General features: G+C 62.0%; 23 protein-coding genes. 11 read left to right on the top strand and 12 right to left on the bottom strand.

What is annotated here, in order from left to right:
* The first annotated feature begins 58 nt into the window (after positions 1-58).
* Genes H6M51_RS00370 through H6M51_RS00350 form a run of 5 tightly spaced genes read left to right on the top strand, consistent with a single transcriptional unit; the run spans position 59 to position 5592 of the window.
* Positions 59-736: a CpaD family pilus assembly protein gene (locus H6M51_RS00370; RefSeq protein WP_185807917.1), complete on the top strand. Its 678-nt coding sequence runs from the start codon at positions 59-61 to the stop codon at positions 734-736.
* A gap of 33 nt (positions 737-769) precedes the next feature.
* Entirely contained in the window at positions 770-2059 is a 1290-nt protein-coding gene (locus tag H6M51_RS00365) for a CpaE family protein (RefSeq protein WP_185807916.1), read from the top strand.
* Positions 2060-2086: 27 nt separating this feature from the next.
* Positions 2087-3571, top strand: coding sequence for a CpaF family protein (locus H6M51_RS00360; protein ID WP_185807915.1), 1485 nt, complete (start codon positions 2087-2089; stop codon positions 3569-3571).
* Positions 3572-3576: 5 nt separating this feature from the next.
* Positions 3577-4593 (top strand): type II secretion system F family protein, encoded by a 1017-nt coding sequence (locus H6M51_RS00355; RefSeq protein ID WP_185807914.1) that lies wholly within the window; start codon positions 3577-3579, stop codon positions 4591-4593.
* 12 nt (positions 4594-4605) lie between these two features.
* Positions 4606-5592 (top strand): type II secretion system F family protein, encoded by a 987-nt coding sequence (locus H6M51_RS00350; protein ID WP_185807913.1) that lies wholly within the window; start codon positions 4606-4608, stop codon positions 5590-5592.
* Positions 5593-5610: 18 nt separating this feature from the next.
* Here H6M51_RS00350 and H6M51_RS00345 read toward each other — a convergent pair whose 3' ends face one another.
* The 11 genes from H6M51_RS00345 to H6M51_RS00295 form a co-directional block, all read right to left on the bottom strand.
* Entirely contained in the window at positions 5611-5766 is a 156-nt protein-coding gene (locus H6M51_RS00345) for a hypothetical protein (RefSeq protein ID WP_167494934.1), read from the bottom strand.
* A 92-nt stretch (positions 5767-5858) separates the two neighbouring features.
* Positions 5859-6320 (bottom strand): carbon monoxide dehydrogenase subunit G, encoded by a 462-nt coding sequence (locus H6M51_RS00340; RefSeq protein WP_185807912.1) that lies wholly within the window; start codon positions 6318-6320, stop codon positions 5859-5861.
* A 104-nt stretch (positions 6321-6424) separates the two neighbouring features.
* Positions 6425-7729: a nicotinate phosphoribosyltransferase gene (gene pncB / locus H6M51_RS00335; RefSeq protein ID WP_185807911.1), complete on the bottom strand. Its 1305-nt coding sequence runs from the start codon at positions 7727-7729 to the stop codon at positions 6425-6427.
* Positions 7730-7849: 120 nt separating this feature from the next.
* Positions 7850-8146, bottom strand: coding sequence for a hypothetical protein (locus H6M51_RS00330; protein WP_185807910.1), 297 nt, complete (start codon positions 8144-8146; stop codon positions 7850-7852).
* A 93-nt stretch (positions 8147-8239) separates the two neighbouring features.
* A complete protein-coding gene (locus H6M51_RS00325) occupies positions 8240-9202 on the bottom strand; it encodes a glyoxylate/hydroxypyruvate reductase A (RefSeq protein WP_185807909.1) in 963 nt (320 codons plus the stop codon).
* A gap of 13 nt (positions 9203-9215) precedes the next feature.
* On the bottom strand, positions 9216-10844 hold the full coding sequence (locus H6M51_RS00320; RefSeq protein ID WP_185807908.1) for an ABC transporter ATP-binding protein: 1629 nt from the start codon (positions 10842-10844) through the stop codon (positions 9216-9218).
* Positions 10841-11341 (bottom strand): PIN domain-containing protein, encoded by a 501-nt coding sequence (locus tag H6M51_RS00315; protein ID WP_185807907.1) that lies wholly within the window; start codon positions 11339-11341, stop codon positions 10841-10843. Before H6M51_RS00315 ends, H6M51_RS00320 begins: the two co-directional genes overlap by 4 nt.
* Positions 11329-11577, bottom strand: coding sequence for a hypothetical protein (locus H6M51_RS00310; protein WP_185807906.1), 249 nt, complete (start codon positions 11575-11577; stop codon positions 11329-11331). The genes H6M51_RS00315 and H6M51_RS00310 overlap by 13 nt, the downstream gene beginning before the upstream one ends.
* Before the next feature lie 67 nt (positions 11578-11644).
* Entirely contained in the window at positions 11645-12781 is a 1137-nt protein-coding gene (locus H6M51_RS00305; protein WP_185807905.1) for an ABC transporter permease, read from the bottom strand.
* The gene (locus H6M51_RS00300) at positions 12781-13875 is read right to left on the bottom strand and encodes a microcin C ABC transporter permease YejB (protein ID WP_185807904.1); all 1095 of its coding nucleotides are present in this window, start codon (positions 13873-13875) and stop codon (positions 12781-12783) included. The genes H6M51_RS00305 and H6M51_RS00300 overlap by 1 nt, the downstream gene beginning before the upstream one ends.
* Positions 13876-14017: 142 nt before the next feature.
* A complete protein-coding gene (locus H6M51_RS00295) occupies positions 14018-15856 on the bottom strand; it encodes an extracellular solute-binding protein (RefSeq protein ID WP_185807903.1) in 1839 nt (612 codons plus the stop codon).
* A 185-nt stretch (positions 15857-16041) separates the two neighbouring features.
* Here H6M51_RS00295 and mepA point away from each other — a divergent pair, with 185 nt between their 5' ends.
* From mepA to H6M51_RS00265, 6 genes are all read left to right on the top strand, one after another.
* The gene (gene mepA / locus H6M51_RS00290; RefSeq protein ID WP_185807902.1) at positions 16042-17115 is read left to right on the top strand and encodes a penicillin-insensitive murein endopeptidase; all 1074 of its coding nucleotides are present in this window, start codon (positions 16042-16044) and stop codon (positions 17113-17115) included.
* Positions 17116-17205: 90 nt separating this feature from the next.
* A complete protein-coding gene (locus H6M51_RS00285; protein ID WP_185807901.1) occupies positions 17206-17586 on the top strand; it encodes a methylglyoxal synthase in 381 nt (126 codons plus the stop codon).
* 27 nt (positions 17587-17613) lie between these two features.
* Positions 17614-18654 carry a glucokinase gene (locus H6M51_RS00280; protein ID WP_185807900.1) on the top strand — a complete coding sequence of 347 codons (1041 nt, stop codon included), beginning with the start codon at positions 17614-17616 and terminating at the stop codon, positions 18652-18654.
* 138 nt (positions 18655-18792) lie between these two features.
* The gene (locus tag H6M51_RS00275) at positions 18793-20556 is read left to right on the top strand and encodes an ABC transporter ATP-binding protein (RefSeq protein WP_407073542.1); all 1764 of its coding nucleotides are present in this window, start codon (positions 18793-18795) and stop codon (positions 20554-20556) included.
* A gap of 18 nt (positions 20557-20574) precedes the next feature.
* Complete coding sequence (gene dapB / locus H6M51_RS00270; protein ID WP_407073541.1) at positions 20575-21387, top strand: 4-hydroxy-tetrahydrodipicolinate reductase; 813 nt, start codon at positions 20575-20577, stop codon at positions 21385-21387.
* A 21-nt stretch (positions 21388-21408) separates the two neighbouring features.
* On the top strand, positions 21409-22044 hold the full coding sequence (locus H6M51_RS00265) for a 2,3-bisphosphoglycerate-dependent phosphoglycerate mutase (protein ID WP_136539907.1): 636 nt from the start codon (positions 21409-21411) through the stop codon (positions 22042-22044).
* A gap of 133 nt (positions 22045-22177) precedes the next feature.
* On the opposite strand, the gene pcaD is transcribed toward H6M51_RS00265, so the two are convergent.
* Positions 22178-22966, bottom strand: a complete 789-nt coding sequence (gene pcaD / locus H6M51_RS00260; protein WP_185807897.1) for a 3-oxoadipate enol-lactonase — start codon at positions 22964-22966, stop codon at positions 22178-22180.
* Positions 22967-22981 lie beyond the last annotated feature (15 nt).

Genomic DNA, 22981 nt, shown 5'->3' with positions numbered 1-22981 from the left:
AGACGTGAGGATCTCGATGAAACACTCGGCACGTCAAGTCAGGGAAAGTCAGCCAGCCATGGCATCTCAAGGTCATTCATTGCGGCGCATCGTCTTTACCGGTCTCGTTCTTGGAACGGTTGCGGCGCTGTCCGGCTGCGGCAGCATGAAAGACCAGATGTCGACATCCGCCGTTCCCGACGACTATCGCACACGGCACCCGATCATGCTGAGCGAGGTGGAGCACACGCTCGACGTGCCCATCGCTTCGGGAGACCGGAAGCTGACCATGAGCGTCCAGGACTCGATCGCCGGCTTTGCGGCTGACTATCTTTCCGCATCGAGCGGCACGATCCAGGTGATGATTCCGCACGGGTCGCCGAATACGGGTGCGGCGTCGGCGATGCGCAAGCAGATCAGACAGGTCATGATGACCCGCGGCGTGCCTGCAAACAGGATCATCGAGACCTCCTATCAGGCTGAGCCGAACAGCAATGCCGCGCCCGTACGCATCAGCTATGTCGCGATAACGGCGACGACCAATCCTTGCGGCGAATGGCCCGAGGATCTGCAGAACAACACCTTCGGCAACAAGAACTACCATAATTTCGGCTGCGCGACGCAGAGCAACCTCGCCGCACAGATCGCCAATCCCATGGACCTCGTCACTCCACGCGACATGGCCCCGATCGATGCGACGAGACGCTCGACGGTGATCGGGCTCTATCGCCGCGGCAGCGACACGTCCACGAACTGATGCGACTGCGGTCCAAGAGGACAGGATGAAAGCATGAACGCGATCGACTATGACATCGGCGACACCACCGGCGGACATCGCGAGCCTTCCGAAACCGTCATGGCGGGTGATGTCGAAAGCCTGCGCCCGCTGCCGCGGATATCCATTCACGCCTTCTGCATCAGCGAAGGTGTGCACCGGACGATGGAGCAGTGCGCCGTGGATCGGCGCATGGCGCGCGTCAGCATGCGCATCACCCATGGAAATATCGCAGCAGCCGCCAACATGTTCTCGTCGACGCCGACGCCGAACCTGATCATTCTGGAAACCGATGCCGGCCCGCGCGACCTGATGGCGGAGCTTCAGCCACTGGCCGAAGTCTGTGATCCGAGTTCGCGCGTCATCATCGTGGGCCGGCACAACGACATCGCACTTTACCGCGAACTGATCCGCAGCGGCATTTCCGAATACATCGTGGCGCCTTTCACAATGGCGGACATGATGGGGTCCATCGCCTCCATTTTCGTCGATCCCGAGGCCGAACCACTTGGCCGCAGTATCGCTTTCATAGGTGCGAAGGGGGGCGTGGGCTCCTCGACCATCGCCCATAACTGCGCCTTCGGCATTGCTTCGCTATTCTCGACCGAAACGGTGCTTGCGGATCTCGATCTGCCCTTCGGGACGGCCAATATCGATTTCGACCAGGACCCCGCCCAGGGCATGGCCGAAGCCGTTTTTTCGCCGGAGCGACTGGATGAGGTGTTTCTCGATCGCCTGCTGACCAAGTGCGGTCAGAACCTTTCGCTGCTCGCGGCACCGTCCATGCTTGACCGCGGGTATGACTATGAGCGAGGCGCCTTCCAGCCGATCCTCGACGTTCTGCAGCGTACCGCGCCGGTGACCGTGCTCGATCTTCCGCATACCTGGGCCGACTGGACCCGCGCCGTTCTCGCCGATGTCGACGAGATCGTCATCACCTGCGCACCGGACCTCGCAAACCTGCGCAACATGAAGAACATGATCGACGCGCTGAAGAAGCTCAGGCCGCAGGACAAGCCGCCACATCTGATTCTCAATCAGGTGGGCATGCCAAAGCGGCCGGAGATCGCGCCGGCGGACTTCTTCGAGCCGCTCGAGCTCGACCCAGTCGCGATCATTCCGTTCGACGCGCAGCTCTTCGGGACGGCTGCCAATAGCGGACGAATGATCAGCGAACTCGACGGCAAGTCGCCGACGTCCGAAACCTTCTCGCAGCTCGCTCATCTGGTGACGGGCCGCGCCACGATCAAGAAACCGAAGAAAGCGGGCCTTGGTTCGCTGCTTGAAAAACTACGCAAGAAGTAAGACCGGAAACAGGAACAGGTAGAGCTCATGTTTGGCAAACGCGGAAACGACGGTTTCGGCAAAGGCGGGGCGGGCGTCGGCACGATCCCCGCACAGCCGGCTGCTGCCGCGCCTGCGGCACGCTCCAGCACGCTCCTCGAACCAGGCAGCCCCGAGGTGAGCAGCCGGCAGCAGGTCACGCCGCCGCCCATGCAGACGCCGAGCCGCAAGAAACCGCCGCGGACGGAAGACTATTACGACACCAAGAGCCAGGTCTTCTCGGCGCTGATCGACACCATCGATCTGTCGCAGCTGGCCAAGCTCGACGGCGAAAGCGCGCGCGAAGAAATTCGCGACATCGTCAACGACATCATCACGATCAAGAATTTCGCGATGTCGATTTCGGAGCAGGAAGAACTGCTCGAAGACATCTGCAACGATGTTTTGGGTTACGGTCCGCTCGAACCGCTGCTGGCCCGCGACGACATCGCCGACATCATGGTCAACGGTGCCGGACAAACCTTCATCGAAGTCGGCGGCAAGACGATCGAGTCGGAAATCCGCTTCCGCGACAATTCGCAGCTGCTGTCCATCTGCCAGCGCATCGTGAGCCAGGTCGGCCGACGTGTCGACGAATCAAGCCCGATCTGCGACGCGCGCTTGCCCGATGGTTCGCGTGTCAACGTCATTGCCCCGCCGCTTGCGATCGACGGTCCGGCATTGACCATTCGTAAGTTCAAGAAGGACAAGCTGAACCTTGCCCAGCTGGTCAAGTTCGGTGCGATCACGCCCGAGGGTGCCGAGGTCCTGCAGATCATCGGACGCGTGCGCTGCAACGTCGTCATCTCCGGCGGTACCGGCTCGGGTAAAACCACGCTTCTGAACTGCCTGACCGGCTTCATCGATTCCGACGAACGCATCATTACCTGCGAAGACACGGCCGAACTGCAGCTGCAGCAGCCGCATGTGGTGCGCCTTGAAACGCGCCCGCCGAACATCGAAGGAGAAGGCGAGATCACCATGCGCGATCTCGTCAAGAACTGCCTTCGCATGCGCCCCGAACGAATCATCGTCGGTGAAGTACGCGGACCCGAGGTCTTCGACCTGCTGCAGGCGATGAACACGGGTCACGATGGCTCGATGGGCACGATCCACGCCAACACGCCGCGCGAATGCTTGAGCCGTATGGAATCGATGATCGCCATGGGCGGCTTCTCGCTGCCGGCCAAGACCGTGCGCGAAATCATTTCCGGCTCGATCGACGTGATCATCCAGGCCGCTCGTTTGCGTGACGGTTCGCGCCGCATCACGCACATCACCGAGGTCATCGGCATGGAAGGCGACGTGATCATCACCCAGGATCTGATGCGCTACGAAATCGAAGGCGAAGACGCGAGCGGCAAGATCATTGGCAGGCACATGTCGACCGGCATCGGCAAGCCGCATTTCTGGGATCGCGCCCGCTACTACAACGAGGATCGTCGCCTGGCGGCCGCACTCGATGCCATGGAACAGAAATCGAAGGGGATCTGAGCATCATGTTCGGCATGGATCCCACCATTCTCGCCATCGTCCTCCTGGTCGCCGTGTCGACCGCGGCCGTGGCCTATGGTCTGCTTTATTCCAGGATCGAAACCGACAAGAAGACGGCCAGCCGCATCAACCGGGTGCGTGCCGCCGAAACGGACATGTCTCAGGTGAAGGCTGCCCGCGATCGCATGCAGGAGGTCTCCAAGCGCCGCAAATCGGTTCAGGACTCGCTGAAGGAACTGGAGAAGAAGCAGCAGCAGGAGAAGACGAAAAAAGCCAATGCGGCGAGCCTCAAGGCCAAGCTTACGCAATCGGGCCTTTCGATCAGTGTCACCCAATTCTACCTGTTCAGCGTGGTTTTCGGTGTCGTCGTGCTTGCCATGGCCTTTCTGGCGGGCATGCCGCCCCTCGTGATCGCCGGCGCTTCGTTCGTGGCAGGCCTTGGCCTGCCGCGCTGGATCGTGGGTTTCCTCGTCAGCCGCAGACAGAAGAAATTCCTCGAAGAGTTTCCCAACTCGCTCGATGTCATGGTGCGGTCGATCCGCTCGGGTTTGCCCCTCAACGATGCCATCCGGATGATTGCCTCCGACGGGCAGGAGCCGGTGAAGAGCGAGTTCCGCCGCATCGTGGAATCGCAGCAGCTGGGTCTGAGTGTTACCGACTCAGTCGCCCGCATGCATCTGACAATGCCGCTGGCAGAGGTGAACTTCTTCGCCATCGTCGTCGCGATCCAGGGTCAGGCCGGCGGCAACCTGTCGGAAGCGCTTGCCAATCTCTCCCGCGTCCTGCGCGACCGCAAGAAGATGAAGGCCAAGGTCAATGCGCTTTCGATGGAAGCCAAGGCATCGGCTGCGATCATCGGCGCCCTGCCTTTCATTGTTGCCCTCCTCGTCTACCTGACGTCTCCCGAATACATCATGATCCTCTTCACCGATTCCCGCGGCCACTTGATCCTCGGGTGCTCGGCCGTCTGGATGAGCATCGGGCTCTTGGTCATGCGCAACATGATCAATTTCGAGATCTAAGGAGCCAAGCCGATGTCGGAAAACTGGGCCGCACAAGTGACCGATCCGGCCCTGGTGATCGCCGTGCTGGTGGCGCTGGCGGTGTTCGGGACCTTCTACACCATCGCCATGCCCTATCTGGAGCGAGGCGACCTGAACAAGCGGATGAAGGCCGTATCGACCGAGCGGGACCTGATCCGGGCACGAGAGCGCGCAAAGCTGAATGCCGAGGCAGCTCAGAATCGTGCGTCGCTGCGCACCACGAACAACAAGTCCGTCCGGAACATCGTGGAGAGGTTCAACCTGCGTCAGGCGTTGGTGGACGACAAGACCGTCGACAAGCTGAAGGCAGCGGGTTTGCGTTCGCAAAATGCGCTGAACATATTTCTCGTCGCGCGCTTCCTGCTGCCGTTTGCAACCCTCGCCTTGACAGCCTTCTGGATCTTCGTGCTCGGCAATCTCGGTGAAAAGCCCTTGCCGATCAGGCTGTTTGCCACCATCGTTGGAGGTTATGTCGGCTTCTATCTGCCGAATATCTATGTTTCGAACCGCATCACCAAACGCCAGCAGTCAATCAAGCGCGCCTGGCCGGATGCACTGGATCTCATGCTGATCTGCGTGGAATCGGGTATCTCACTGGAGGCCGCCATGCGGCGCGTTTCGGACGAAATCGGCGAGCAATCGCCGGAACTGGCCGAAGAAATGGTTCTGACAACGGCCGAACTCTCGTTCCTACCGGACCGACGCCAGGCGCTCGAAAACCTGGGCACGCGCACCCAACTCGACGGCGTGAAGAATGTCGTTCAGGCGCTGATCCAGGCCGATCGATACGGCACTCCCGTTGCCCAGGCGCTGCGCGTGCTGGCGCAGGAAGGCCGCGACGAGCGCATGAACGAAGCCGAGAAAAAGGCCGCCGCTCTGCCGCCGAAACTCACGGTTCCGATGATCCTGTTCTTCCTGCCGGTTCTGATCGCCGTCATTCTGGGCCCAGCCGGTATTCAGGTCTCCGACCGGTTCTGATGGCCCGGATCGTCGTGATCAGTGAACGGTTGCAAGCTCTTCTTCGAGCAGCTTCAGCGCATCCTGCAGCGCTTCGACAAGGATATCCGTCAGTTCGTCGGATTTGTTTTCGAGAAGCATCAGCTTGACCGCCATGTCCTGCTGCTCGAAATACTGATCAGGTCCTTCGTTCATCATCATGTCCCCTTAAGGCCGAATCATCTCGGCTGGTTCCACGATGCCGCCGCTTCCTTGTGCCGGGCTTTCACCCGATCCTACGTTATCCGTCAAGCCTCAGTCTCGACGCCACGCGTTACGGCCGAACTGAAGTTCGAAAAAAACTCGGCTGCGAGCTTTTTGGAGGTCGATTCGATCAGTCTGCTGCCAAGCTGGGCAATCTTACCGCCGACCTCGGCCTTTACCGTGTAGGTGAGCAAGGTCGCACCGCCGTCTTCCGAAGTGAGGGTTACATCCGCGCCCCCCTTGGCGAAGCCGGCGAGGCCACCCTTGCCTTCCCCCGAAATCGTGTAGGAATGCGGCGGGTTCAGATTTTGCAGTTCCACAGCCCCTTCGAATTTGGCCTTGATCGGCCCGATCTTGAGGACAACCTTGGCCGCCATCTGGGTATCAGATGTCTTTTCCAGGCTTTCGCAACCCGGTATCGACTGGCGCAGGATCTCCGGATCGTTCAGCGCACGCCATACGGTTTCGACGGGCGCCTCGATGCGCTCGCTGCCTTGCATATCCATCCGGCTTTCCTCCTAGTCGATCACGGGCTCCCTTCCCGCAGACGCCAAGACTGCATGGCGAAGGCGGCGGATGCAAGACTGCTAAAGCAGCAGAATGGCATTCGTCAGACAAGAACCGCCTGTTCTACACGGTCCTGGGTTCCGAAAAAGCGAAGGTAACGCTCGACTTCGGCCGGATCGCCGGTTGCCTTGCGCGGATTGTCCGAGAGCTTGACCGCCGGACGGCCATTGGCTTCCGAAACCTTGCAGACGATGGATATGGGACGCAGGCCGGCGATTTCCTGCGGCGCGCAGCCCGCGAAGTCGTTGGTGAGATTGGTGCCCCAGCCGAACGACATGCGCACACGCCCGGCAAAATGGCGATAGGTATCTATGATGGCATCGACATCGAGACCGTCCGAAAAGATCAAGAGCTTCTTGCGGGGATCGCGGCCCATCTTCTTCCACCAATCGATGATCTTCTCGCCGCCTTCGATCGGGGGCGCGCTGTCCGGGCGGAAGCCCGTCCAATCGGCCACCCATTCGGGTGCGTGCTCAAGAAAAGACGTAGTGCCGAAAGCATCTGGCAGGACGATCAGAAGGTTGCCACCGTAGAGACGATTCCAGTCCTTCAGAACCTGGTAGGGTGCAGCTGCCAACTGTTCGTCGGTGTTTGCCAGAGCCGCGACCACCATCGGCAGTTCGTGGGCATTGGTCCCGACGGCTTCGAGATCCGAGTCCATGGCGAGCAGGACATTGCTGGTGCCGGTGAAGGCCGGGCCGATACCCTCCTTCAAGGCTTCGACACACCAGCGCTGCCAGAGGAAGCTGTGGCGCCTGCGGGTGCCGAAGTCGGAAATGCGCAGACCCGGCAGTTCCCGAAGGCGCTCGACCTTGGACCACATCTTGGCCTTGGCGCGGGCATAGAGAACGTCGAGGGTGAAGTAGCCGAGCGAGCGCATCGCAGCGCGGGATCGCAATTCGTTGATGATGGCGAGCGCCGGGATCTCCCAGAGCGTCGTCTCCATCCAGGTGCCATGGAAGGTCAGTTCATATTGGCCTTCACGCTTGGAGAGCTCGTATTCGGGAAGCTGGAGATTGCCGAGCCAGGCCAGAAATTCCGGCTCGAAGATCTGGGCGCGGCCGTAAAAGGTGTTACCGGCCAGCCAGATCATCTCCTTCTTGGTCAGACGCAAGGACCGAACATGATCGAGCTGGTCGCGCAGCTCCTGCTCGTCAATCTCATCCGCCAAGCGCACCGAGGTCGTGCGGTTAATAAGGGTAAAGGTGGCGTTCACCTGCGGGTAGAGCTTCCAGATCATCTGGAGCATCAACAGTTTGTAGAAGTCCGTGTCGATCAGGCTGCGGATGATGGGGTCGAGCTTCCAGGCGTGGTTGTAGACCCTGGTCGCGATGTCTGTCTTGGTCATGATCGACTGCCTTCTCAACCGCAGCGAGCGCTGCGGGGGACGACCGGAACGCTTCGGTCGCTTCCGCAGCAGTTATCGGCAATCGATATCGGATTGTCCAGTCAGCGACGCCTGGACCGATTACTGACCGGGAGTGGGGTTGGACTGCGGCATGTTCTGATCCGCACTATCTGTGCCCGCAGGGGCGGGTGCCGTCGTCTGCGAGGGTTCATTGGCGGGGTTTTCCGGCGCTATCGAATTGCCCCACCATTCGGCGGGTATCCAGACCAGCATCGCCAGGATCAGACCGGCGAGCAAGACGATGAGTACAGGCTTGCCGCGAAAGCCCTGGCGCGCCTCTGTGGGTGTCAACGGCTCCGGCTTCAGGCCTCGGGTCCGGCGGTCGGTGGTGTCGGGCAGATCGGTTCGGCTGCTCATATCATGGCTCCCTGTGTCCTGAGGCGCTCACGGCGCAATTCTCAGGACAAACGGAAGCCTGCGGCGGTTTGTTCCGCGAAGGTTGGGGCTCGATCAGTAACCGCTTGCGCGATCGACTACAAATTCCAGCGGCTTGCCGGCTTCAAACCGGGCGATCTGCGCCTCGACATGACGGAAGAGGGCGCGAACGTCCGAGGCGGCCGCGGCGTGGGGCGTGACGATCACATTCGGCATTGACCAGAGCGGGCTTTCGGCGGGTAGCGGTTCCTTCTCGAAGACATCGAGCGAGGCGGCCTTCAAGGTGCCATCGGCCAGGCATGCCGCCAATTCCGTCTCGTTCTGGCTGCCACCGCGTCCGGCATTGAGGAAGATCGGACCGCCCAGGGGACCGCTGCGGCGGAGCCTCGCGAAGAGGGCGCGATCATAGATGCTGCGCGTATCATCCGTCAGGGGCAGAAGGCCGACAAGCATGTCCGTACGCGCCAGGAAGGCATCCAGCCCAGCGGCATCAAAGGTTTCGATCCCTTCGATCACCCTGGGCCGTCGGGACCAGCCGATCACATCGAAGCCCATGACCTTCAGCTTGCGGACGGAATCAGCGCCGAGAACGCCGAGGCCCATGACACCGACGGTGACGTCGCGTGCTTCCGGCTGGTCGGCGATCTCGTGCCAGACGCGGTCGCGCTGCTGATTGGCATAGGCGATGCCGTTGCGCAGATGATGCAGGCATTGCCAGACGACCCATTCGCTCATGCGGTCGGTGAGGCTGCGATCGACGAAGCGGACGATGGGGAGATCCGGCAGTTCATAGGCCGAGAGGATATGATCGACGCCGGCACCGCCCGAGAAGATGGCCTTCAACCCGGTGGCGCGGCGAAAAAGGGCCGGGTCCGGCTTCCAGACCACGGCGAATTCGGCGTCCGAGAGATCCCGGTCGGCATTGGTCGGATCGCCCATGTCGATGACCGGACGATCCTTGAAGGCGGAGCGGAGAGCGGAGACGACGCTTTCGCGTGCGAAGCGGAGGTCGACGACGACGGGGCGTTTTTCGGACATCTGGAAACTCACATTATTGGCGGATGCCGCCGGCCTCGACGGCTTCGAGATCGAAAGCCGCAGCCATCAGCGCGCGGGTGTAATCAGCCTTCGGCGCGGCGAAGACCTGCGCTGCCGGGCCCTTTTCGACCACCTTGCCGCCGCGCATGACGATCAGCTCGTTGGCGAGCGCCTTCACCACCTTCAGGTCGTGACTGATGAAGAGATAGGCGAGATCGTGTCTGGCCTGCAGATCGCGCAGGAGATCGACGACCTGGGCCTGGACGGTCATGTCGAGCGCTGAGGTCGGTTCGTCGAGCATGACGAAACGGGGTTTCAGCACCATGGCTCGGGCAATCGCGATGCGCTGGCGCTGGCCGCCGGAGAATTCATGGGGGTAGCGCCAGCGGGTGGCGGGGTCGAGCCCGACTTCCTCGAGCGCCCATGCAACACGGGCATCGCGCTCGTCGGCGGACAACTGCTTCTCGTGGACCTTGAGGCCTTCTGCGATGATTTCACCCACGGACATGCGGGGGCTCAGCGAGCCGAACGGGTCCTGGAAGACGATCTGCAAGCGATCGCGAAGCGGGCGCATTTCGCGATAGGAGAAGGCGTGGATGGCCTTTCCGATAAAGCTGATGCGGCCCTTCGACGAGATGAGACGCGAGAGAGCGAGACCCAGCGTGGTCTTGCCCGAGCCCGATTCGCCGACGACACCAAGCGTCTGGCCGGCGCGAAGCGTGAGATCCACACCATCCACTGCCTTCACGTGGTCCACGGTGCGGCGTAGGAAGCCGGCCTTGATCGGGAACCAGACGCGGATGTCCTCGCCCTGCATGACAACAGGTTTTGTTTCGTCCAGAAGCGGCGGTTCGCCACGCGGCTCGGAGGCGAGCAGCTTCTTCGTATACGCATGCTGCGGCCGTTCGAAGATATCCTCAACGGCTCCGGCCTCGACGATCTTGCCCTTGGTCATGACGCAGACCCGATCGGCAAACTTGCGGACGATGCCGAGATCATGGGTGATGAAGAGCATGGACATGCCATGCTCGGACTTGAGGCGGCCCAGGAGTTCGAGGATCTGCGCCTGGACGGTGACGTCGAGGGCCGTGGTCGGCTCGTCGGCGATCAGAAGCTTCGGCCTGTTGGCAAGCGCCATGGCAATCATCACGCGCTGGCGCTGACCGCCCGAGAGTTCATGCGGGAAGGCCGTCAGGCGCTTCTCCGGCTCGCGGATGCCGACCTGATGCAACAGCTCGAGCACGCGGGCGCGGGCGGATGCGCCTTCAAGGCCCTGATGGAGGGCCAGGATCTCGCCGATCTGCCGCTCGATGGTGTGCAGCGGGTTGAGCGAAGTCATCGGCTCCTGGAAGATCATGGTGATGTCGTTGCCGCGCACGGCCCGCAGTTCGGGCTCGCTCGCGGTCATCAGGTCGCGACCGTCGAATAGAATATGCCCCGAGGGATGGCTCGCGGCGGGATAGGGCAGAAGCTTCAGGATAGAAGCGGCGGAAACAGATTTGCCGGAACCGGATTCCCCGACCAAGGCAACGATCTCGCCACGGCCGATGTCGAAGGAGACGCGATCGACCGCCAGGCTCTCGCGGCCACCCTGGTGGAAGGCGACGGAGAGATCGCGCACGGAAAGCAGGGGTTCGGTCATGCGGTGAGGCTTTCGATCAGGGAGGTGAGAGACGGAGCGTCCAAGCGGCAAACTTCAAACAAGTAAGGCTCCTCCCAGGTCCTAACTGTCACGGAGTTCGCGATACCTTGATCATCGGTCAAGAAATGCGTGGTTCCGATCGCCAGAGCCGATGCCACATGGATGGCATCGGGAAGCTTCAAACCACCCCGTCTGGCACGCAATTGTGCCGCAATGTCAAGAATGCCATTGGAAACTGGAACAATCTGCAGCCACGGCAGCCCCGAACCCCAGGCCCTGTAGACTTCAATCAGCCTTGTGTCGTTTTGGCGCAAAGGCTTGACCAAAAGTTCGGACACAGTCAACGCGCTGGTGGCGAGGATGGCGCTCGGTCGGGATGATGCTCTATCGGTCAGGTCTCGCAGCATTTCACGCAGGATACCCTCCCCCTCGATGAGCAAGATCGCGGCATTCGTATCGAGATAGAGTTGGTGCCGTTGCGGCATCAGTCGTCCCATTCGTCGCGGAGTTCCCGAATACGCGCCACAGCTTCAGCGGTCGTAACGCGGCGGTCGTCTTGGCTACGATAGGCCTCCACCTTTTTCATGAAATCTTCAAAACTCGTTTTGGCCGGGTTCGGCGCGTCACCTTCCACCTCAACCACAACCCGCACGGTGCTGCCGTCGGTCAGCCCTTCTCTGAGGTCGGCAGGCAAATTCTCAACCGGATAATGCTCTCTGACGATCTTGTTCATCGCGTCGCGCTCCTGATCAGGCCTGAACGCATCATGCCATACATGCTGTCCTTTGACGAACCTGCTCTCATCGGAAGGTCTTTCTCGGATCGAAGGCATCGCGGACGGCTTCGCCTATGAAGATCAGAAGCGAGAGCATGATCGACATTGTGAAGAACGCGGTGAGGCCTAGCCAGGGGGCCTGGAGGTTGCGTTTGCCTTGCGCGATCAGTTCGCCGAGCGAGGGCGAGCCGGGGGGCATGCCGAAGCCGAGGAAGTCGAGCGAGGTCAGCGTGGTGATCGAGCCCGAGAGGATGAAGGGCAGGAAGGTCAGGGTCGCGACCATGGCGTTCGGCAGCAGGTGGCGGAACATGATCGTGCCGTTGCCAACCCCGAGTGCCCGGGCGGCGTTCACATATTCGAAGTTGCGCGCGCGCAGGAATTCGGCACGCACAATGCCGACGAAGCCGACCCAGGAAAAGAGCAACATGATGCCGAGCAGCACGAAGAAACCGGGCGGCAGGATGGCTGCTATGATCAGCAGGATGTAGAGAACCGGCATCGACGACCAGATCTCGATGAAGCGCTGCATCAGAAGGTCAGTCCAGCCGCCGAAATAGCCCTGGACGGCACCGGCCGTCACACCGATCGCGGCAGACGCGAGCGTCAGCGCCAGGCCGAAGAGGATCGAGATACGGAAGCCGTAGATCATCCGGGCCATCACGTCGCGCGCCTGATCGTCGGTGCCGAGCCAGTTCATGTTGCCGAGCACGCAGTTCGGGTCTTCCGCCTTCAGCGGATAGGCGGCGCAGCGGGTTTCCTTGTCCATCAGCCAGAAGGGCGGCGTGGGGGCGGAGTGGGGCACCTCGGAATTGACCGTGCGGTAGGAGTAACGGATCGGCGGCCAGATCATCCAGCCGTTGGCGTTGATCTCGTCTGATATAAAGGGCGAGCGGTAATCGGTGACCGCAAGGAAGCCGCCGAACTTCTCCTCCGGATAATCGACCACCACGGGGAAGAGGATCTCGCCCTTGTAGGAGGCGATGATCGGCCGGTCATTGGCGATGAACTCGGCAAACATGCTGAGCACGAACAAGACCATGAAGATCCAGAAGGACCACAAGCCGCGTCGGTTCGCCTTGAAATTTTCAAGCCGGCGGCGGTTGGTGGGGTTGAGCCAGCCCTTCTTTGGCGGAGCGATGGTGGTGGTTTCGACAGCGGACATCAGACGTCCCTCCGGTCGAAGTCGATGCGCGGGTCGATCCAGGTATAGATCAGGTCGGAGATCAGGCCGATGACGAGGCCCATCAGCGAGAAGATGTAGAGCGTGGCAAAGACGATCGGATAGTCGCGGTTGACGATCGCGAGGTAGCCGAGACGACCGAGGCCATCGAGCGAGAAGATGTTCTCAATCAGGAGCGAACCGGTGAAGAAGGCGGAGATGAAGGCGCCCGGCAGGCCGGCGATGACGATCAGCATGGCGTTGCGAAAGACGTGGCCGTAAAGCACCTGCCGCTCGCCCAGGCCCTTGGCGCGGGCAGTCACCACATACTGCTTCTTGATCTCGTCGATGAAGGAATTCTTGGTCAGAAGCGTGGTCGTCGCAAAAGCAGAGAGCAGAAGCGCGATCAGCGGCAGGGTCAGATGCCAGAAGTAATCGAGGATCTTCTGCCACCAGGAGAGCTCGGCAAAATTGTCTGACGTGAGGCCGCGCAGCGGAAACCAGTCGAAGAAGGATCCGCCGGCGAAGAGCACGATCAGCAGGATGCCGAAGAGGAAGCCCGGGACGGCATAACCGATGACGATGATGCCGGACGTCCAGACATCGAAGCGGGAGCCGTCGGCAACCGCCTTGCGGATGCCGAGCGGGATCGAGATGGCGTAGGAAATCAGGAGCACCCAGAGGCCGAGCGAAATGGACACCGGCAGCTTTTCGATGATCAGGTCGATGACCGAAGTGTTGCGGAAGAAGCTCTCGCCGAAATCGAAACGGATGTAGTTCCACATCATTTCGAGGAAGCGCTCCAGCGGCGGCTTGTCGAAGCCGAACTGCTTTTCAAGCTTGGCGATCAGTTCCGGATCGAGGCCCTGGGCGCCGCGATAGGTTGAACCGCCCTCCTCCGTGCCGACGGACTGGTTCAGCATGTCACCGCCGCCGGACAGGCGGGCGTCGGCGCTATCGCCCTGGCCGCTGAGCTGGGCGATCACCTGCTCGACTGGGCCGCCGGGCGCAAACTGGATGACGATGAAGGAGATGCCCATGATACCGATCATTGTGGGTATCATAAGCAGCAGACGCCGGAGAATATAGGCGGTCATGCGCGGCGCTCCCGTTTCCGGTCAGATTTGCCCGCGATGTCCGGTCTCGTTTTGTCCGCCAATATCTGCCGCTCCGTCTCACCGCGATTCGTCATCTCCATTCCTAGAGTCTCACGCAGGCGGCGCAAGCCCCGCGATCCGATCACGGCGCCTTGGCCCACCAGATGGAGGGAAAGCCGGTCCCATAGGTGGGGAGCTCTGCCGGGTGTTCGAACTTGTCCCAGAAGGCATAGCGGGCAGTCCGGCCGTAGTAGAGCGGCACGACATAGTCGTGGGCGAGCAAAACGCGATCCAGGGCTTTGGTCGCGGCGATCTGCTCCTCACGATCGGCCGGGAAGATGATCCTTTCGATCAGCGCATCCACCGCAGGATCGGCGATGCCAGCATAGTTGCGTGACCCTTCCTGATTGGCCGTGGACGAGCCCCAGTAATTGCGCTGTTCATTGCCGGGGTTAAGGGTCTGAGCCCAGACGACCCAGGTCATGTCATAGTCGAAGGTCCGGGTGCGGTTCGTATACTGGCTGTCGTCGACGGTACGGACCGACATGTCGATGCCAATCTTACGGAGTTGCTGCTGGTAGGGAACGGCCACGACCTCAAGCTGCGGGTTCGATAGGAGAAGCTCGAAGCGGAAGGGCTGGCCGGTCTTGGAATTGACCATGGCGTTGCCGCGCAGTTCGTAGCCGGCCTGCTTGAAGAGTTCCACCGCTTTGCGCAGGTTCTCGCGCGAGGCCTGCGGGGTACCTCCAACCGGGTTCTTAAACGGGGTGTCGAAGACCGAAGCCGGCACCTTATCCCTCAGGCTTGTCAGAAGCTCCAGCTCCTTGCCTTCCGGCAAACCGGTGGAGGCGAGCTCCGTTCCGAAGAAGAAACTGTCGACACGCTGGTAGGCGCCGTAGAAGACCGTTCGGTTGAGTTCCTCGAAGTCAAGCGCGTAGTTGAGAGCCTCGCGGACACGCTGGTCTTTGAACAGTTCGCGTCGCATGTTGGGCACGAGGGCCTGCATGACGCCCGTGGCCCGGAAGGGATTTTCGAACTCCTCTTTCTTCACCCGCCCATCCTGTGCGGCGGGGAAATCGAAGCCGGTGGCCCAGCGGGCCGCGCGCGTTTCCTGCCAGAAATCGGTATTGCCCGAGCGGAAGGCCTCGAACTCGACGTCGCGGTCGCCGAACATCGTGTAGGTGACGTTCTTGAAGTTGTTGTAACCCCGATTGACGTTGAGATCCTTCGCCCAATAGTCGTCGCGCAATTCATAGCGGATGGTGGCGCCGGCCTTGAATTCGGCGATCTTGTAAGGACCCGATCCCAGGACAGGCTCCAGCGTCGTGCGGGAGATATCGCGCGGCTTGCCATCGGGGCCGTTGCCCTCCCACCAATGCTTCGGCACGACGGGGAACTGTCCGAGGATCATCGGCAGTTCGCGGTTGTTCTTCTCGTCGAAGCGAAAGGTGACATCGCGGTCGCCTGTCTTTTCCGCCGAAACGACATGGCTGTAATAGCTGGTATAGAGCGGATTGAGCTCCTTCAGTTTTTCGAAACTGAAGATCACGTCTTCCGGCTTCACGGGCTCACCATCGGCAAAGCGAGCTTCCGCGCGCAGCCTGAAGGTCGCGCTTGAGAAATCGGCCGGATAAGAGACTCCTTCCGCCAGCAGGCCGTAGCCTGTGGAGATTTCGTCTTCTGCGTCCTTCAGCAGCGTGTCGAAGACGGTTGGGAGTCCGGGAGCCGCCTCTCCGCGGTTCAAGACCGGATTGAAGCTATCGAAGGTGCCGGTCGAGGACATGCGCAGTGTGCCGCCCTTTGGCGCATCAGGATTCACATAGGCGAAGCGCTCGAAACCAGCCGGATATTTCAGATCACCGACAATCGCCACGCCATGCCGGAACGGCTCGGCCGGTCCCTGCGCAAAGGCCGACGGCAGCGGCCCTGCGAGCAACGCCACCAAGCCCCAGACTGCAACGCCCACCTTGTTCAGACCCATCTGCCCAATTCCCCTGATTTGCTTTTGTTGCGGAGCAGAATAGGACAAATATCGGCAAAATACAGATGACTGACATAGAAGTGAGCGTGCGGGCTTCCGCAGATTCACCCCATTTCCGTTTCACGCTAGACTGACAGGTGATTCACGCTGAGCGATCAGTGGTGACGTTCGGACAGACCGGGGACATGCACACGATGAAGAAGACCTGGGGCGCACGCCCGATGGCTACGGCCCTGATGCTTGCGGCAGCCTTTGCCGGCGCCGTCAGCGATACGGCCTTTGCGGAAGGACGACCTGCCAAGGAGTTGTTTGGTGGCATGGCGCTGCCGGCCAAGGCGGCCCCCTCCCCTTACGGTTCCTACGCCAAGGGCTGCATTGCAGGCGCTGTCGCCATCCCAACCGACGGACCGACCTGGCAGGCGATGCGGCTTTCGCGCAATCGTCGCTGGGGCCATCCGGAGATGATCGCCCTCCTCGAACGCTTCTCGAAAGATGCGGTGCAACTCGGCTGGGGCGCCGGTATCCTGATCGGCGACATCTCGCAGCCGCGCGGCGGGCCGATGCTTTCGGGCCATGCCTCGCATCAGATCGGGCTTGATGCGGATATCTGGTTCACGCCGAAGCCGCAAAGCCCGCTCTCCGCGCAGCAGCGCGAGGACATGCCCTTCACCTCGATGCTGGAGAAAGACAAGTTCCTGACCGTCGACAAGCGCCTCTGGACCAATACCCATGCACGGCTCGTGGTGCAGGCGGCGAGCTATCCGCAGGTGGAGCGCATCTTCGTCAATCCGGCGATCAAGAAGAAGCTTTGCGACACGTGGACAGGCGACCGGGGTGTGCTCGGCAAGATCCGGCCGATCTACGGCCATGATGCGCATTTCCATATCCGCATGCGCTGCCCCGAAGGTGCTGCCGGCTGCAAGCCGCAGGCGGCCGTGCCGCCCGGCGACGGCTGTGACCAGTCGCTCGCCTGGTGGTTCACCAAGGAGCCCTGGGCAGCGCCGAAGAAGGACCCCGACGCAAAACCCGCACCGAAGCCACGCGCCATGCAGGTTTCCGATCTGCCGAAGGCGTGCGCGATGGTGCTCGATGCAAGGGGCCCGGCAAACGAGCTTGAGGTCACCTACCGGGCGAGCGGCGGAATCATGCCCAGCAACAGCGCAGCGTCGGCATTTGCGGCCCCGGCGCCTTCCCAACAGACGGCTTTCGAATTGCCGGTCGTGGTTCCCATTCCGGCACCCCGTCCAGCCGGCTGGTGAGAAGCGACCATACGGTGGGTGCCTTTTCAACGGCTCCCGCCTGCGCTAGATGGAGCTATCAAATCGATTTAAATCAGCTGGGGACCCGTCGTGAGCCGCACCCGTTGCATCGCCCTGATCGCGCATGACCAGAAGAAGGACGACATGGCGGAGTTTGCCAGGCGTCACCAGGCCAAGCTGATGAATTGGCGGATCGTGGCGACGGGAACCACGGGCGGGCGGATCAAGGATGCCGTGCCCGAACTCGACGTGACGCGGCTCAAAAGCGGGCCGCTCGGCGGCGACCAGCAGATCGGTGCGCTGATCTCGACGGGGGAAGTGGACATGCTCGTCTTCTTTGTCGACCCCTTGACTCCGATGCCCCATGATGTGGATGTCAAGGCGCTGATGCGGCTTGCTACCGTCTACGACATTCCGATGGCACTCAACCTCGCAACCGCCGACATCCTGATGCAGACCCTCGCTGCCTGAGCAGCAGGGCCCAAGACCGGACAAACCATGGCCAAGACACAGCGTGACGACAAACTCCCCTTCCCGATCCTGATTGGCGATATCGGCGGGACCAATGCCCGCTTTTCGATCCTGATCGACGAGAGCGGTGAGACGATCAGCTTTCCGAATGTGGTGAACAAGGAATTCGCCACGATCGACGAAGCGATCCGCGTTAGCGTTCTCGAGACGACGAGCCATAAGCCGCGCTCGCTGATCCTGGCGCTGGCCGGGCCGATCAAGGGCGATGAGGTGCCGCTCACCAATTGCCCGTGGATCGTGCGGCCCAAGGCGCTGATGGCCGATCTCGGCTTTTCGGAGGTGCTGCTGCTGAACGACTTCGAGGCGCAGGCATTGGCCGCTGCGACGCTCGGCGTCGAGGATCGCCAGCATCTGGGCTCGCTCAGCGAGGCGCCGATCGGCTCGCGCGTCGTGCTCGGCCCCGGCACGGGGCTCGGCGTTGCAGGGCTGGTGCGGGCGCGCGATATGTGGTTCCCGGTTCCGGGCGAAGGCGGGCATGTGGATGTCGGCCCCCGCACCCTGCGCGACCACCAGATCTGGCCGCATCTGACACCGGTGCGCGACCCGACCGCGACGCTCGGCCGGATCTCGGCTGAGGAGCTTCTGTCCGGCCGCGGCCTCATGAACATCTACCGCGCGCTCTGCAAGGCCGACGGGAACCTGACGCCCCGCTATGAGGATCCAGCCCAGGTTTCGGCTGCCGGCATTGCCGGAGCGGATGCGCTTGCGGGCGAGGCGCTCAGCCTGTTTGCCACCTATCTTGGCCGGGTTGCCGGTGATCTCGCGCTGATCTTCATGGCTAAGGGCGGCGTGTTCCTCGCCGGCGGCATCTCGCCGAAGATCCTGCCGGCGCTGCAGAGCGGCGAATTCCGCGCTGCCTTCGAGGACAAGGCGCCCCACCAGGCGGTGATGCACGGGATCCCGACCTTCGTCGTTACCCATCCGCAGGCCGCGCTGCACGGTCTGGCCGCCTTTGCGACCGCGCCTTCAGATTTCGGGCTTGCGACCGAGGGGCGCCACTGGCGCTGAAGGCCTGCCTGACGGCCCTCTATGGCCAAAGGCGCCGCGACTGGCTATAGAGCGGCGGCGCCCGGCAGGGGCATGGACGGCAACAGCACAGGACACTCTTTTTTGGACGCCCAGGACAGCCAGACCGAAAAGCCCAACATGGACAGCGTCTCCGCCGTCCTCAAACGCGTCATCGCTGAAAACGGGCGACAGCATGTGGGTGGGTATGCCTTCGCCATCGTCTGCCTGGTCACGGTTGCGCTGACAACCGCTTTCACGGCCTGGATCATGGAAGCCGTCATCAACGAGGCGTTTGCCAACCGGCGCGCCGATCTGGTCTGGATCATCTGCGGGTCGATCTTCGCCGCCTTCGTGATTCGCGGTTTCGCCGGCTATGGGCAGGCCGTGACGCTTTCGACGATCGGCAACAACATCGTGGCGCGCTACCAGCGGCGGCTGTTTTCGCATCTGATGTCGCTTTCGATCGGCTATTTCAGCGAAGCGCGGTCGGCCCGGCTGGCTGCGCAGATCAATGAAAACATCAACGGGATCCGTGATGTTCTGAACATGACGATCACCTCGCTGGCGCGGGATCTCATGACACTGATCGCGCTTCTCGGCGTGATGCTCTATCAGGACATCGTGCTGTCGCTGATCGTGTTTACCGTGGCGCCACCGCTCTTCCTCGGCCTTCGCTACATCTCCCGGCGTCTGCGCAGCGCGACGAAGGAATCGGTCATCCTGAATTCGCATGTGCTCGGAGCCATCCAGGAGGCGGTGCAGGGGATTGCGATCGTCAAGGCCTTCACCATGGAAAGCCAGCTGGAGAACAAGATCCAGTCGACGATCGATGCCGCCGAGGGGCGTGCCAACAGGATCGCGCGCCTCAGCGAACGCAACGGCCCGCTGACCGAAAGCCTTGCGGGCCTCTCGATTTCCGGCGTCATGGTCTATGCTGCCTATCAGTCGATTTATGGCGGCGTGTTGCCGGGCGCCTTCTTCTCCTTCGTGACCGCGCTGCTGCTCGCCTATGAGCCGGCCAAACGGCTGGCGCGCCTGCAGGTGTTCATGGAACGCGCCGCCGTCAACGCGCGGATGATCTACGAGATCCTCGATACGCAGCCCAACCAGCAGGACAAGGACGGCGCCAGACAGATTGCGGTCAACGGCGCGAAGATCGAGTTCCGCAACGTCACCTTCGCCTATGGTTCCAACGAGCCGACGCTGCGAAATCTGAGCTTCACGGCCGAAGGCGGCAAGACAACCGCGCTGGTTGGCCCGTCGGGCGCCGGCAAGTCGACCGTGATCACGCTGGTGCCACGCTTCTACGACCCGGAGGAAGGCGAGATCCTGATCGATGGTCAGAATATCGCCGATGTGACGAAGTCGTCGCTTCGCCGGCATCTCGCCTATGTTTCGCAGCAGCCTTACCTGTTCGAGGGTTCGATCCGCGACAACATCCGCTACGGGCGCCCGGAGGCGACCGATGCCGAAATCGAGGATGCGGCACGGCTGGCGAATGCCCATGACTTCATCCTGGCGCAGCCACAGGGCTATGACACGCCCGTCGGCGAGAACGGCATCACGCTTTCCGGCGGCCAGCGGCAGCGGCTTTCGATCGCGCGTGCGCTCGTGCGCAATGCGCCGATCCTGCTGCTCGACGAAGCGACTTCGGCGCTCGATACCGAGTCGGAAGCGGCCGTGCAGCAGGCGCTCGATGCCGCCATGGCGGGGCGCACCGTCATCGTCATCGCGCACCGGCTTTCCACCGTCGTGAATGCCGACAAGATCATCGTCATGCAGGATGGCGAAGTGGTCCAGGAAGGCAACCATGAGAGCCTTGCACAGCAGCCGGGTGGTCTTTACGCTCGCCTCAACAACCTGCAGGCCACGTCCAACGGCCAGCACAGCAGCCAGGAATAATCGCGCATGAATACGCCCATGAAGCTCGTCGTCGTTGGTGCCGCCGGTCGCATGGGCAAGACGCTGATCAAAATCATCAGCGAAACGCCGGGTCTTGTCCTGCATGCCGCGGTGGAGCGGACCGGCTCTGCCGTTCTTGGCCAGGATGCCGGCGAACTGGCCGGCGTGCCGAAACTCGGCGTTGCCGTGACCGACGATCCACTGGCGGCCTTCCTGCATGCCGATGGCGTTATCGACTTTACGACACCGGCTTCGACCGTCGAATTTGCAGCGCTCGCAGCCCAGGCGCGGATCGTGCATGTGATCGGCACAACCGGCTGCCTGCCAGAGCATGAGGAGAAGATCGACGCTGCGGCCCGCCATGCACGTGTGGTGAAGTCGGGCAATATGAGCCTTGGCGTCAATCTGCTTTCGGTGCTGATCAAGCAGGCAGCGCGCGCGCTCGATGCCGCCGGCTGGGATATCGAGGTGCTCGAGATGCACCACAAGCACAAGGTCGACGCGCCCTCGGGGACCGCACTTCTGCTTGGCGAAGCGGCGGCCGAGGGCCGTGGCATCTCGCTTGCCGATCATTCCGTTCGGGTGCGCGACGGCCATACCGGACCGCGCGAGGAAGGCTCGATCGGCTTTGCCACGCTCCGGGGCGGCTCGGTGATCGGGGAACACTCCGTGTTGTTTGCCAGCGAAGGCGAGATCGTCACGCTCTCGCACAGCGCTGCCGACCGTTCACTCTTTGCCCGGGGCGCGCTGAAGGCCGCCACCTGGGCCCGGGACAAGAAGCCCGGCCGCTATACCATGCTCGACGTGCTCGGGCTCAACTCCACCCCCTGATCGTCAAGAGAGGAATTGTCGATGACCGGTACCCTCGTGCTCGTGCGCCATGGCCAGAGCGACTGGAACCTGAAGAACCTGTTTACCGGCTGGCGTGATCCGGACCTGACCGAACTCGGCGTGCAGGAAGCCAATGCCGGCGGCAAGGCGCTTGCCGACTACGGCATCAAGTTCGATATCGCTTTCACCTCGGTGCTGACGCGGGCGCAGAAGACCTGCAACATCATCCTCGAAAACGTCGGCCAGACGGGTCTGGAGACGATCAAGGACCAGGCGCTGAACGAGCGCGACTACGGCGATCTTTCCGGCCTCAACAAGGATGATGCGCGCGCCAAGTGGGGCGAGGAGCAGGTTCATATCTGGCGCCGCTCCTACGACGTGCCGCCGCCGGGCGGCGAAAGCCTGCGCGACACCGGCGCGCGCGTCTGGCCCTATTACCTGACCGAAATCCTGCCGCGTGTGCTGCGTGGGGAGAAGGTGCTGGTTGCAGCGCATGGCAACTCGCTGCGCTCGCTGGTGATGGTTCTCGACAAGCTGACCAAGGAGCAGATCCTCGGCGTCAATCTCGCAACCGGCGTTCCCATGGTCTACAAGCTGAACGCGGATTCGACGGTGGCTTCCAAGGAAGTGCTGGGGGACATGTCCGGCGCCCACTGAGGGCAAACACCCTCCCCTTGATGGGGAGGGTCGGGCCAAAGGCCCGGGGTGGGGTGAGCGCCCGGTCGTCCGGAAACGTGTCCCCCCACCCGCCGCTTTGCGGCGACCTCGCCCCTCAAGGGGGAGGTGATTTTCACTGCTTGCGCATGAAACCCTGGATCAGATCGGCGAGCGCCTCCGGCTGTTCGACGCAGGGGATATGGGCGCAGTCCTCGATGACTTCGAAACGGGCACCCGGCACCAGTTGCGAGCCCGCCTCGACCGTTGCTGGCGGCGTCGAGCCGTCCTGGTCGCCGACAACGAAGAGCGTGGGGACCGTGATGGTCGGCAGGATGTCCGAGAAATCCGTGTCGCGCAGGGCATGACAGGTCGAAAGATAGGCAGCCTTCGACTGGCGCGTCATCATCAGGCGGTAGCCGGCCAATTCGTCGGCGCGGTCTTCATGGAAGGCCGGCGTGAACCAGCGCGCCATGGCGCTGTCGGCAGCGCTTTCGACCCCGCCCTTCTCGATGCCGGCGATGCGCTCGGCCCAGATTTCGGCAGTGCCGATCCGGGGGGCCGTGTCGCAGAGGATGAGCTTGCGGAACAGATCCGGACGCTCCTGCCAGAGGCCCTGGCAGACGAGACCGCCAACGGAGAGGCCGCAGAAGGTCGCCTTGCGGATGCCGAGTTCGTCGCACAAGGTTGCGAGATCCGAGACGAGATCGGCCATGCCGAAGGGCTTGTCGGCGCCGCCGGAGAGGCCGTGGCCACGGCTGTCATAGAGCAGCACCGAGACATCGTCGCCGAGCTCGTCGAAGAGCGGCAGCCAGATGCGGAAGTCGGTGCCGAGCCCGTTGGAGAAGACGATCAGGTTCTTGGCTTTCGCCTCGCCGATCAGCTCGTAGTGGACGACATTGCCGTTGATGGTCTTGAAGGCCAAGATTGATACTCCTGT

This window comes from Rhizobium sp. AQ_MP, from assembly GCF_014237835.1.
Taxonomy (GTDB): Bacteria; Pseudomonadota; Alphaproteobacteria; order Rhizobiales; family Rhizobiaceae; genus Allorhizobium.
This window is presented reverse-complemented; position numbering and strand designations above follow the sequence as displayed.